Origin of the sequence: Streptomyces globosus, from assembly GCF_003325375.1 — a bacterium.
GTDB classification, from domain to species: Bacteria; Actinomycetota; Actinomycetes; order Streptomycetales; family Streptomycetaceae; genus Streptomyces; species Streptomyces globosus_A.
The window spans coordinates 6,021,235-6,033,785 of the sequence record NZ_CP030862.1; the positions used below are offsets into that span (position 1 = coordinate 6,021,235).

Annotated in this window: 10 protein-coding genes; 1 reads left to right on the plus strand and 9 read right to left on the minus strand. The window is 74.9% G+C overall.

The window, feature by feature from the left end; genetic code table 11:
- Positions 1-263: 263 nt before the first annotated feature.
- From C0216_RS26770 to C0216_RS26780, 3 genes are all read right to left on the minus strand, one after another.
- Positions 264-1,913: a beta-N-acetylhexosaminidase gene (locus C0216_RS26770; protein ID WP_114057730.1), complete on the minus strand. Its 1,650-nt coding sequence runs from the start codon at positions 1,911-1,913 to the stop codon at positions 264-266.
- A gap of 416 nt (positions 1,914-2,329) precedes the next feature.
- On the minus strand, positions 2,330-2,614 hold the full coding sequence (locus tag C0216_RS26775) for a DUF3039 domain-containing protein (protein WP_114057731.1): 285 nt from the start codon (positions 2,612-2,614) through the stop codon (positions 2,330-2,332).
- 28 nt (positions 2,615-2,642) lie between these two features.
- Positions 2,643-3,203, minus strand: coding sequence for a YqgE/AlgH family protein (locus tag C0216_RS26780; RefSeq protein WP_114057732.1), 561 nt, complete (start codon positions 3,201-3,203; stop codon positions 2,643-2,645).
- Between the two features lie 318 nt (positions 3,204-3,521).
- On the opposite strand from C0216_RS26780, the gene murA reads away from it, so the two are divergent.
- Positions 3,522-4,862: a UDP-N-acetylglucosamine 1-carboxyvinyltransferase gene (murA, locus tag C0216_RS26785; protein ID WP_114057733.1), complete on the plus strand. Its 1,341-nt coding sequence runs from the start codon at positions 3,522-3,524 to the stop codon at positions 4,860-4,862.
- 168 nt (positions 4,863-5,030) lie between these two features.
- Here murA and C0216_RS26790 read toward each other — a convergent pair whose 3' ends face one another.
- The 6 genes from C0216_RS26790 to C0216_RS26815 all read right to left on the minus strand — a co-directional run bounded on the left by C0216_RS26790 (position 5,031) and on the right by C0216_RS26815 (position 12,446).
- Positions 5,031-5,312, minus strand: coding sequence for an HU family DNA-binding protein (locus C0216_RS26790; RefSeq protein ID WP_007264399.1), 282 nt, complete (start codon positions 5,310-5,312; stop codon positions 5,031-5,033).
- A gap of 306 nt (positions 5,313-5,618) precedes the next feature.
- A complete protein-coding gene (locus tag C0216_RS26795) occupies positions 5,619-7,052 on the minus strand; it encodes an NAD-dependent malic enzyme (protein WP_114057734.1) in 1,434 nt (477 codons plus the stop codon).
- A 450-nt stretch (positions 7,053-7,502) separates the two neighbouring features.
- On the minus strand, positions 7,503-9,839 hold the full coding sequence (locus C0216_RS26800; protein ID WP_114057735.1) for a HelD family protein: 2,337 nt from the start codon (positions 9,837-9,839) through the stop codon (positions 7,503-7,505).
- A gap of 90 nt (positions 9,840-9,929) precedes the next feature.
- Positions 9,930-10,502, minus strand: a complete 573-nt coding sequence (locus C0216_RS26805; protein ID WP_114057736.1) for a CGNR zinc finger domain-containing protein — start codon at positions 10,500-10,502, stop codon at positions 9,930-9,932.
- 97 nt (positions 10,503-10,599) lie between these two features.
- A complete protein-coding gene (locus tag C0216_RS26810; RefSeq protein ID WP_114058948.1) occupies positions 10,600-11,145 on the minus strand; it encodes a GNAT family N-acetyltransferase in 546 nt (181 codons plus the stop codon).
- A 59-nt stretch (positions 11,146-11,204) separates the two neighbouring features.
- The gene (locus tag C0216_RS26815; RefSeq protein ID WP_114057737.1) at positions 11,205-12,446 is read right to left on the minus strand and encodes a uroporphyrinogen-III synthase; all 1,242 of its coding nucleotides are present in this window, start codon (positions 12,444-12,446) and stop codon (positions 11,205-11,207) included.
- Positions 12,447-12,551: the final 105 nt, after the last annotated feature.

Genomic DNA, 12,551 nt, shown 5'->3' on the forward strand with positions numbered 1-12,551 from the left:
TCCCCCGTATCAACCGATAGGAAAGGAAGAGCGGAGGAAGAGCCGAATTCGCCGTCAAGGGAGGTAAGTTCCCGACGGCACCCAAGGTCGTAGGACGCCCCGGAATCCCCTGCGGTTCCCCACACGTCCCGCAGATCACGAGAGTCCCGACGCTCCCGCGACCTCCCGGATCCGCGGCGCCCGGCACGCCGGCCCGGGGCGCCGCGCACACCCCCGGCGCGGGCCGCCCGCTGCACCCCGTACGGCACCCCGGGCCGCCCTCCTCACACGTTCGGGGGTTCCCCGTCGAGCGGCCGCCCCAGCACGCCGGGCCGCCGCTGCCACGGCAACGGGCCGCCGGGCGGCCGGTGTCGGACGCCCATCGCGTCCAACCGCAGCCGGTGCGCGGCCATCCGGGCCTCGAAGCCGGCGTAGTCCCGCTCGGCCGGGCCGGGCAGCGGCGACCACACGGCCTCGGCGAACGCGGCGAGCCGCGGGAACACCTGGTAGTCGACCCGCCCCTGGTCCTCCATCACCTCGGTCCACACGTTGGCCTGCGCCCCGAGGACGCGCGCCGCCGCCTCCCCCGACAGCTCGGCAGGAACCGGCTCGAACCGGTACACGTCCTCCAGGGTCCGCACGTACCCGATCGGCACCGGCTCGTCGGGGCCCGGCGCCTGACGGTGGTCCAGGTACACGTACTGCTCGGGGCACATCACCACGTCGTGGCCGGCGCGGGCGGCGGCGATCCCGCCCGCATAGCCCCGCCACGACGACACCGCGGCGCCCGGGGCGAGTCCGCCCTCCAGGATCTCGTCCCAGCCGATGAGCCGCCGGCCGCGCTCGGCGAGCCAGCGGTCGAAGTGCCGGACGAACCAGGCCTGGAGGCCGTCCTCGCCGTCCACGCCGAGTTCGCGGATCCGCTGCCGGGCGGCCGGGGAGGCCCGCCACTGGCCCTTCGGGCACTCGTCGCCGCCCACGTGGACGAACGGGGACACCTCGGCCGGGAAGAGTTCCAGGACCTCCTCGAACACGCCCTCGTAGAACCGCAGGACGGCCTCGGTGGGCGCGAGCACGTTCTCGCTGACGCCCCAGTCGTCCCACACGCCCAGCGCGGCGGTGTCGACGACGTCGGTGTTGCCCAGCTCCGGATACGCGGCGATGGCCGCCTGGGAGTGGCCCGGCAGGTCGATCTCCGGGACGACCGCGACGTGCCGCTCGGCCGCGTACGCGACGATCTCGCGGATGTCGTCCTGCGTGTAGAAGCCGCCGTGCGGGGTCTCGTCCCACAGCGGCGAGGCCCGGTGCCCGCGGCGGCTGCGCGGCCGCCAGGCGCCGACCTCCGTCAGCCGCGGGTGGCGGGCGATCTCGATGCGCCAGCCCTGGTCGTCCGTCAGGTGCAGGTGCAGCACGTTGAGCTTGTGCGCGGCGAGCAGGTCCAGGTGGCGCAGCACGCCGTCCTTCGGCGTGAAGTGCCGGGCCACGTCCAGCATCATCCCGCGCCACGCGAAGCGGGGGCCGTCCTCGACGGTGCCGCGCGGCAGGCTCCACGTGCGGCCGCGGCCGAGGGGCGCGGCGCGGCGGTAGGCGTCCTGGCCGAGCAGCTGCCGCAGCGTCTGCGCGGCCCAGAACAGCCCGGCGGGGGATGCCCCGGCGAGGTCGGCGCCCGCGTCGCCGGCGGTGAGGGCGTACCCCTCGGGGCCGAGGCGGGCGCCGAGGCCGGGGTCGAGGCGCAGCCGGATGCCGGCGCCGCCCGCGTCGGCGGCGTCCGGCGCGGGCAGGTCCCAGCCGGTGGCGGCGCCGAGCTCCCGGCGCAGCCAGCGCGCCGTGCCGGCGGTGCCGGGGCCGGCGTCGAGCCACGGCCGCGGCCCGAGGAGGCAGGGCGGCGCGCCGGGGCGGAAGGAGTGTGTGCGGGGTGCGGGGATCAGGTCCATGCGGCGGCCCTTCGCAGCGGCGCGTTGCGCCCGGCGGGGCAGCCGGCCCCGGGGCGCTCGTAGCGGCCGGCCCTGGTGCGGCGGCCGCGGGAGGTCAGCGGGCCGCGGCCCGCCGGGTACGGATCCCGCGGCGCCGGCGGCCCGCGCAGGGCCGCCCGGGGCCTTCCGCCGTACGGGGCAGCGGACGGGGCCGGCGCACCGCGGCGGCCACCCCGGGCCCCGGGCCGCGGGCCGCACCCTACGGCGAAGGCCCCCGGGTACGCGGAAGCGCACCTCGGGGGCCCCGGGCCCCGCGGGGCGGGGCAGGTCCGGTCCGTACGGCGGGCGCCCGGGGCGGCGCGCCCGCGCGCGGCCGCGCCCCGGGCTCCGGGCCCGTACGCCGCCGCGCGCCGGGAGCCGCCCCGCGCCGGGCCGGCCTACTTGTCCTTGTCGCCCTTGCCCTTGTCGCCGCCGGGGCCCATGGAGTCGTAGATCTCCTTGCACATGGGGCAGACCGGGTACTTCTTCGGGTCGCGGCCCGGAACCCAGACCTTGCCGCAGAGCGCCACGACGGGGGTGCCGTCGAGGGCGCTCGCCATGATCTTGTCCTTCTGGACGTAGTGGGCGAAGCGCTCGTGGTCGCCGTCGCCGTGGGACACCTGCGGCGTCGGCTCTACGAGGGTTCCCGTACCAGTCCCGCGCTCGGGCTCAAGAGTGCTCATGCAGCCAGGGTACCGATCCGTGTCCGGCTCAGTTGAGCGACGGGTCGTCGGCGTACGTGGCGACCATGGCGAGCTCGCTGCGCTGCCGCCGCAGCACCGCCCGCCAGAGCCGCTCCGGGTCGGGGAAGGAGACGTCGCCGGGCTCGGAGTCGACCACGTACCAGGCGCCCTCGCCGAGCTCGGCCTCCAGCTGGCCGGGCCCCCAGCCCGAGTACCCGGCGAAGATCCGCAGCGAGCCGAGCGCGGAGGCGAGGAGCTCCGGCGGGGCCTCCAGGTCGACGAGGCCGATCGCCCCGTGCACCCGGCGCCAGCCCAGGGGACCCTCCTCGCCGGGGATGACGGCGATGCCCAGCGCCGAGTCCAGGCCGACCGGGCCGCCCTGGAAGACGACGCCGGGGTCGCCGGCCAGCTCCGCCCACGGCAGCAGCACGTCGCCGACGCCGACGGGGGTGGGGCGGTTGAGGACGACGCCGAGCGAGCCCTGCTCGTCGTGGTCGAGCAGCAGGACGACCGCGCGGTCGAAGTTCGGATCCGCGAGCGCGGGGGTGGCCACCAGCAGCCGCCCCGTGAGGGAGGACACCTCGGTCATGCCGACATGATCCCGCACATTCGCCCTTCGGGGGGAGCGGGCGCGGGCATCGGATCGCGGGCGGGGGCGGGCGCACGGCAGCAGCGCCGAGCGCGTGTTCCGGTTCCGCCCGGCGCACGGCGGCGCCGCGCCGCACCGACACGACGGAATGCGACACTCCGCCATGGGGCGGACACGGTGGGTGTTGTGGCCAATTCATGACAGTCCCACGGCCGCGTCGGCCTTACGAACAGGCCCCCCGCGCCCCTTACCCTTTTCCCTGGCCCCTGCCCGTCTCCCCCGGCCCCGCCGGTGGACCCCCTCCGGAACGCGAGATTCATGACCGGCACAGACGATGTCCTGCTTGTCCACGGCGGTACCCCGCTGGAGGGCGAGATCCGTGTCCGCGGTGCGAAGAACCTCGTGCCCAAGGCCATGGTCGCCGCTCTGCTCGGCAGCGAACCCAGCCGGCTCCGCAACGTTCCCGACATCCGCGACGTGCGGGTGGTGCGCGGGCTGCTCCAGCTGCACGGCGTGACCGTGCGCCCCGGCGAGGAGCCGGGCGAACTGGTGCTCGACCCGACGCACGTCGAGAGCGCGAACGTCGCCGACATCGACGCCCACGCGGGATCCTCCCGCATCCCGATCCTCTTCTGCGGCCCGCTGCTGCACCGCCTCGGCCACGCCTTCATCCCGGGCCTGGGCGGCTGCGACATCGGCGGCCGGCCGATCGACTTCCACTTCGACGTGCTCCGCCAGTTCGGCGCGACGATCGAGAAGCGCGAGGGCGGCCAGTACCTGGAAGCCCCGCAGCGCCTGCGCGGCTGCAAGATCCGCCTGCCGTACCCGTCCGTCGGCTCGACCGAGCAGGTGCTGCTGACGGCCGTGCTGGCCGAGGGCGTCACCGAGCTCAGCAACGCCGCGGTGGAACCCGAGATCGAGGACCTCATCTGCGTCCTGCAGAAGATGGGCGCCATCATCTCGATGGACACCGACCGGACCATCCGGATCACCGGCGTGGACCGCCTCGGCGGCTACAACCACAAGGCGCTCCCGGACCGCCTGGAGGCCGCCTCGTGGGCCTCCGCGGCCCTGGCGACCGGCGGCAACATCTACGTGCGCGGCGCCCAGCAGCGCTCGATGATGACCTTCCTGAACACCTACCGCAAGGTGGGCGGCGCCTTCGAGATCGACGACGAGGGCATCCGCTTCTGGCACCCCGGCGGCCCGCTGAACGCCATCGCCCTGGAGACGGACGTGCACCCCGGCTTCCAGACCGACTGGCAGCAGCCGCTCGTCGTGGCGCTGACGCAGGCCGCGGGCCTGTCCATCGTCCACGAGACGGTGTACGAGTCCCGGCTCGGCTTCACCTCGGCGCTGAACCAGATGGGCGCGCACATCCAGCTGTACCGCGAGTGCCTGGGCGGCTCGGCGTGCCGTTTCGGCCAGCGCAACTTCCTGCACTCGGCGGTCGTCTCCGGCCCGACCCGGCTGCAGGGCGCCGACCTGGTCATCCCCGACCTGCGCGGCGGCTTCTCGTACCTGATCGCGGCACTGGCCGCCGAGGGCACCTCCCGGGTGCACGGCATCGACCTGATCAACCGCGGCTACGAGAACTTCATGGAGAAGCTCGTCGAGCTCGGTGCGAAGGTCGAGCTGCCGGGCGGCGACCTCGTCTGAGGCGTACGGGGCCCCTGCGGGGGCCCCTGCCGCGCCGGACCGGGCAGCAGGCGGGCCGGGCGGCAGACAGGCCGAAGGGCGGCCACCCCCGCGGGGGTGGCCGCCCTTCGGCGTCCTCCGAACCCTGCCGTCCCGAGCGCCTGCGCGGCGCTCGGCACAAGGGCGGACTTACTTGCCCTTGGCGGCTTCCTTGAGCTTGGAGCCCGCGGAGACCTTCACGCTGTAGCCGGCCGGGATCTGGATCGGGTCGCCGGTCTGCGGGTTGCGCGCGGTGCGAGCGGCACGGTGGGTGCGCTCGAAGGTCAGGAAGCCGGGGATGGTGACCTTCTCGTCGCCCTTGGCGACGATCTCGCCGACGGTCTCGGCGAGCGCGGCCAGAACGGCGTCGGCGTCCTTGCGGGTCACCTCGGCGCGCTCGGACAGAGCGGCCACCAGCTCACTGCGGTTCATGTTGTACTCCCGTGTTCAACTTGCCTTGGAGGCGTGAGATCGAAGCCGATGCTGCCAGGGCCCTCGGACAGTGCCCGGACCCGGGTCTGAACGTCAGACCCTCGCGCCCGGTTACGCATCCTGCCCCCACCAGCGGCGGGAACGCCAATCCGGCACCCGCCAGGGTCACACGAAAAGCGCCACAGTCACGCCCCGGTGACGCTCCGTCCGCACTGGTGGGTTTGCGCGTCCCGGTCCTCGTGGGCATCCCCGCAACACTAGAGGGGGCCCGCCCGGCCTGCATCCCGCGACGCGCCGGGACGCGCCTCAGACGGACGTGGGCGTCGTCACAGCGGCGGCCGCGCCCTGGGCGGCCTTGCGGACGGCGCCGGCGACCGCGCCCGCGACCTTGTCGTTGAAGACGGACGGGATGATGTAGTTCGCGTTCAGCTCGTCCTCGCCGACGACGTCGGCGAGGGCGGTGGCGGCGGCGAGCATCATGTCGGTGTTCACGGTGCGGGACTGCGCGTCCAGCAGGCCGCGGAAGACGCCCGGGAAGACCAGCACGTTGTTGATCTGGTTCGGGAAGTCGGAGCGGCCGGTGGCGACGACGGCGGCCGTCTGGCGGGCGACGGCCGGGTCGACCTCCGGATCGGGGTTCGCGAGCGCGAACACGATCGCGCCGTCGGCCATCGCGGCGACGTCCTCGCCGCTGAGCACGTTCGGGGCGGAGACGCCGATGAACACGTCGGCGCCGACGACGGCCTCCTTCAACGTGCCCGTGTAGCCCTCGGGGTTGGTGTTCGCGGCGATCCAGCACAGCGGCGAGTCCTCGGCGGCGTCGACCAGGTCCGGGCGGCCCGCGTGCACGACGCCGTGGATGTCGGCGCTGACGACGTTCTTCACGCCGGCGGCCAGGAGCAGCTTCAGGATGGCCGTGCCGGCCGCGCCGGCCCCCGACATGACGACCTTCACGTCCCCAACTGCCTTGCCCACGACGCGCAGTGCGTTGGTGAGGGCGGCGAGGACGACGATCGCGGTGCCGTGCTGGTCGTCGTGGAAGACGGGGATGTCGAGGGCCTCGCGCAGGCGGGCCTCGATCTCGAAGCAGCGCGGCGCGGAGATGTCCTCCAGGTTGATGCCGGCGAAGCCGGGGGCGATGGCCTTGACGATGGAGACGATCTCGTCGGTGTCCTGGGTGTCCAGGCAGATCGGCCAGGCGTCGATGCCGGCGAACCTCTTGAAGAGGGCGGCCTTGCCCTCCATGACCGGCAGGGCGGCCTTCGGGCCGATGTTGCCGAGGCCCAGCACGGCGGAGCCGTCCGTCACGACTGCGACGGAGTTGCGCTTGATGGTGAGGCGGCGGGCGTCCTCGGGGTTCTCGGCGATCGCCATGCAGACGCGCGCCACACCGGGGGTGTAGATCATCGACAGGTCGTCGCGGTTGCGGATGGGGTGCTTGGACGCCATCTCGATCTTGCCGCCGAGGTGCATCAGGAAGGTGCGGTCGGAGACCTTGCCGAGGCTGACGCCCTCGATGCCGCGCAGCTTGTCGACGATCTCGTCGGCGTGGGCGGTGGAGGTCGCGGCGATGGTGACGTCGATGCGGAGCTTCTCGTGGCCGGACGCGGTCACGTCGAGGCCGGTGACCGACCCGCCGGACGACTCCACGGCCGTGGTGAGCTGGGAGACCGCGGTTCCGCTCGCGGGCACCTCCAGGCGGACCGTCATCGAGTACGAGACGCTGGGCGCCGTTGCCATGGCCGTGTTTCCTCTTCTGTCCCTGTTTCCACGTCTGTGCACAGGCCCGCTGCATTTGGGTGCGGCGGGGCCTGTTGTCCGATCGTCCCACCTACTGACCGGTAGCCGGTAACCAGCTACTAATTTCGGAAGAACTCTTCCACCATACGAGATATGCAGGGGGTGGTGGAACCCGCCGGGACGCGAAAAAGGGTCCGCGCCCCTCGTGGTGAGGGGCGCGGACCCTGAAGCTGCGACACCGACCCGCCATGCTCGCCTCGCGGCAAGTGGTCGCTCGAAGCGACGAAGGTTGGGCCCGGGGGCTTGGATCGAGCCGGTGTCGTACCCAGGCTAACAAAGGATCCGCCGGGGCGGTCCCCCCTCCGGTCGAGTCCCGCTCGCGCCGCCACGCGTGTGGCCTACGCCCGCAGGACGGCGCCTCTCCGGGCGCCGGGCCGGCGGGCGCGGCCCCTACGGGCGCAGCAGGGACGGCAGGCCCGACGCGTCCGGGGCGTCCCGCTCGGTGGAGACCACCGTCAGCTGCTGCGTCGCCCGGGTGAGCGCCACGTACAGCACGCGCAGGCCCGCCGGGAACTCGCCCGCCTCGACCTCCTCGCGGCTGCTGCCGCCGGCGATCTCCGCCGGGGAGACCACCACCGTGGCGTCGTACTCCAGGCCCTTGGCCTCCAGGCTGCCCAGCGCCACAGCCCGCTCGCCGAGGTCGGCGAGCCAGCCCGCCGCCTCCTCGCGCCGCTCCATGGAGACGACCACGCCGACCGTGCCGTCCACCTGCTCCAGCAGCCGCCGGGCCTCCTCCCGCACCGCCGCCCCCAGGTCGTCCCCGGCGACGGTGAAGCGCGGCCGGAGCCCCGTCGAGCGCACCGCGGACGGCGGCTCCATCCCGGGCATGGCCAGCTTCAGCACACGGGCCGCGATCTCGGCGACCTCGGCCGGGTTGCGGTAGTTCACCGTCAGGGTGAACCGCCGCCGCGGCCGGGTGCCCAGCGCCTCGTCGCGGGCCGCGGCCGCCTCCTCCGGGTCGATCCAGGAGGACTGCGCCGGGTCGCCGACCACCGTCCAGGTGCCGTGCCGCCCCCGGCGGCCCACCATCCGCCACTGCATCGGCGTCAGGTCCTGCGCCTCGTCCACGATGACGTGCGCGTACTCGGTGCGCTCGGCGGCGATCCGCTCCGCCCGCTCCCACTGGCTCTCCTCGCGCACCGGCATCAGCTCCTGCAGGCCGGTGAGCTGGTCCAGCGGGTCCGCCTCCCGCTTCCGCCTCGGCCGCGCCGGAGCGCCGAGCAGCTGGTGCAGCTCGTCCAGCAGCGCGACGTCGTGCACGGACAGCGGGCCCTGCCCGGCCGGCCCGACCCGGCGCAGCGACCGGGCCAGGCGGCGGACCTCGCGCGGGGCGAGGACGCGGCGCGCCCAGCGGCCCAGGCGCCGCTCGTCGGCCATCGCGGCGAGCACGGCGCGCGGGGTGAGCTCGGGCCACCAGGCGCCCAGGAAGTCGATGAAGGCGTCCTCGGTGGAGACGTCCTCGTCGAAGGCCTGCCGCAGCTCGGCGGCCAGCTCCGGGTCGCTGTGCCGGCCGGCCGCGCCGGTCTTCGCGTACAGGGCGTCCAGCAGCAGCTTGCGGGCGCGCGGGCGCAGCAGGTTGACCGGGGCGGTGCCGCCGAGGACGTTCTGCCGGATCCGCTCGAGCTCCTCCGCCTCCAGCTCGACGCGGCGGGAGAAGGCGACGACGCGCAGCCGGTCGGGGGCGCCGCCGAGTTCGAGCGCGCCCCGGACGGCCTTGCGGAGCACCTTGAGCATCCGGGAGGAGCCCTTGACGCGGGCCACGGCGTGCTCGTCGTAGGCGGTCGCCTCCGCGCCGTCGACGAGCGAGCCCAGCGCGCGGATGGCGACCTGGCCCTCCTCGCCGAGGGACGGCAGGACCCCTTCGGTGTACGCGACGAGCAGCGGGGTCGGCGAGACGATCAGGATGCCGCCGGAGTAGCGGCGCCGGTCCTGGTAGAGCAGGTAGGCGGCGCGGTGCAGGGCGACGGCGGTCTTGCCGGTGCCGGGGCCGCCCGCGACCTCGGCGACGGACGCGGCAGGCGCGCGGATGACGAGGTCCTGCTCCGCCTGGATGGAGGAGACGATGTCGCGCATGGAGTGGGTGCGGGCCCGGCCGAGGGCGGCCATCAGGGCGCCGTCGCCGATCGCGGGCAGCTCGCGCCCGTCGAGGAAGGCGGCGACCTCGGGGCGCATCAGGTCGTCCTCGACGCCGAGGACGCGGCGCCCCTTGGAGCGGATGACGCGGCGGCGGACGACCCGGCCCGGCTCCTTGGGGGTGGACCGGTAGAACGGGGCGGCGGCCGGCGCCCGCCAGTCGATGACCAGCGGCGAGTAGTCGGCGTCGAGGACGCCGATGCGGCCGATGTGCAGGGTCTCGGCGATGTCGGCGGTGAGGTCCTCGCGGATCGCGTCGTCGGCCGGCTCGACGGAGGTGTAGGCCCCGTCGGGGCCGCGCTCGCCGTCCTTGCCGAGGAGCAGGTCGATGCGGCCGAAGAGGAAGTCCTCGAACTCGTTGTTCAGCCGGTTGAGGTGGATGCCGGCCCGGAAGACCTGGGCGTCGCGCTCGGCGAGCGCGCCGGGCGTGCCGACCTGGCCCCGCTTGGCCGCGTCGTTCATGAGGAACTCGGCCTCGTCGATCTTCTCCTCAAGGCGCCGGTACACCTGGTCCAGGTGTGTCTGCTCGATCGCGATCTCCCGATCGCGGACGGAATCCGCCGTGTTGTCGACAGCGGCATCCTGCGCGGCCACCAAGGCCCCCTTCTGACGTGCGTGGGCGACCGTCAACCGTACGCGAAGCCGCACCCTGTCCGCACGCCCGTTCCGGTCGCCGGGGGAAGATCACCGCCCGGGCCGGGCGGAGGCCGTGCGGCGGCGGTGGCGGGCGACGCGCTCCCGGTTGCCGCACAGCTCGCTGGAGCACCAGCGGCGCCGGTGCCCGCGGGAAGTGTCCAGGTAGATGCGGGTGCAGCCGGCCGAGGAGCAGCACCGCAGCAGGGCCCGGTCGCCGGGGTCCGTCAGCAGTTCCACCGCGTCGCGGGCGACCGCGGCGAGCAGCGCCCCGCACTCGACGCCGCCGCACAGCTCCCGTACGAGGTGCCCTTCGCGGTCCTGGACCGCGCACAGACCCGGGGGTGGGCCGGCGGCCAGCGCGTTGACCCGGGCGAGTGCGCCCCCGTCGGGGGAGCCTCCGGTGAGCGCGGCGCGCACGAGGCTGGCGACGTCGGCCCGCAGGGCCCGGAAGGCCGCGACCCAGTCGGGGCCGACCCGGGCGAGCGGCGTCCGGTCGGGCACGAGCCCGGCTCCGGCGAGCCACAGCCGCAGCTCGTCGCCGTCGTACAGCTCCTCGGCGCCCGCAGGGGCGGAGGAGGTGGCCACCAGGTCCAGGCACACGCGCCCGGAGTCGAACCACATGCCCGTCACCGCCTCGTGTCGAGGGACGCGCCTTTCAGAGTGCCGCGCCCGCGGTGGATGCGGAACCCCCCGTACGGGCGGCGGGCGCGGCCCCGGGCTACGGCGGCGGGTCGTCGTGCAGGAGGCGCTGGAAGAGGACGTGGTCGCGCCAGGCGCCGTTGATGTGCAGGTAGCCGGGGGCGAGGCCGATCCGGCTGAAGCCGGCTTTGGCGAGGACCCGCTGGGAGGCCGGGTTGTCGACGAGGGTCGACGCCTCCACCCGGTGCAGGCCCAGGTCCTCGCGGGCGATCCGGCAGACCTCCCGCAGTGCCGCGGTGGCGGCGCCGCGGCCCGTGTGGGCCTGGTCGAGCCAGTAGCCGACGCCGCCGCTGCGGAAGGGGCCGAGGGAGACGCTCCCCAGGTTGATCATGCCGATGGGCGTGTCGGCGGCGGCATCGGTGATCACGAACGGGTGGAGGCGCCCCGCGTCGCATTCGGCGAGCAGTCCCTCGATGCGGGCGCGCTGGCCGGCCTCCGTGTAGAACACCTCGGACCGCCACGGCTCGAAGGGCGCCATGTACGCCCGGTTGCGCGCGAGTACGTCCGCCAGCGCGGCGGCGTCGCCCGGCTCGGCGTACCGCATCCCCACCCCGTCGATGATCATCCGGGCACGGTAGCCCGGCCGGCCGCCGTTTCCAAGGGCCGGGCGCCGGGTCGGGCAGGTCAGCGGGCCGGTGTGCACTCGCCGGCGTCGAGGGCCAGCCGGTAGCCGCGTTTGACGACGGTCTGGATGAGGTTGGGGGTGCCGAGGGCGCCGCGCAGGCGGGCCATCGCCGTCTCGACGGCGTGCTCGTCCCGGCCGGCGCCGGGCAGGGCGCGCAGCAGCTCGGCGCGGGCGACGACCCAGCCGGGCTGCCGGGCGAGGGCCCGCAGCAGGGCCATGCCGGCCGGGGGGACGGGGCGCAGCCGACCGTCGACGAGGGCGGCGTGGCCGCGGATCTCCAGGCGGTGGCCGGCGACGGGCAGGGTCGTGGCCCGGCCGGGCAGTTCCCGGCACAGCAGCTGCACGAGGGGGCCGAGGCGGTACCGGTCGGGCTGCACGGTGCCGATGCCGCGGGCCTGGAGCGGTACGGCGGTCACGGGGCCGACGCAGGCGGGCAGGACGGGCCCGCGCAGGGCGCCGAGGACCTGCTCGGACAGGCCGCGCTCCTCGGCGCGGGCCAGCAGCGAGGCGGCGGCGGGGGCGGAGGTGAAGCTGACGGCGTCGACGCTGCCGGCGGCGACCGCGTCCAGCAGCCGGTCGAGCGGCGCCGGGTCTTCGGGGGCCATCCAGCGGTAGACGGGGACGACGACGACGTCGGCGCCGCCGGCCCGCAGCGCCTCGACGAACCCGGGGAGGGGTTCGCCGTGCAGCTGGATCGCGATGCGGCGGCCGGCGACGCCGGCGGCGAGGAGCCGGTCGAGGACCTCGGCGAGGGATTCGGACTGCGGGGACCAGGCCTCGACGAGCCCGGCGGCCCGGATGGCGCCCTTGACCTTGGGCCCGCGGGCGAGGAGTTCGGCGGCCCGGAGCCGGCGCAGCAGCTCCTCGCCGATGCCCCAGCCGTCGGCGGCCTCGATCCAGCCGCGGAAGCCGATCGCGGTGGTGGCGACGACCGCGTCGGGCGCCCGGTCCAGCAGCTGCTCGGTGGCGGCGAGGAGTTCGCTGTCGTCGGCGAGCGGGACGATCCGCAGGGCGGGGGCGTGCAGGACGGCGGCCCCGCGGCGGCGCAGCAGGGCGATCAGTTCGTCCGCGCGGCGGGCCGCGGTGACCCCGACGGTGAACCCGGCCAGCGGCCCGGGCCCGGCCCCCGGCCCCGCGGGCGCGTCGGCGGCGGGGCCGGCCGGGGCAGCGGAGGCGGGGGCGGGGGCGGCGGGGATGGGGGCGGCGGGGGCGGGGGCGGCGGGGTGCGTGTCGTCGTCCATGGTGACCTGCCTCGGCGGTGGCTCTGTAGCACGTTCGCGGCGCGGGTGCCGCGTGACGGAACCGAGCCTGTCAACTCTGCGTGTCAGGGCCGGTTCCGCCGTATT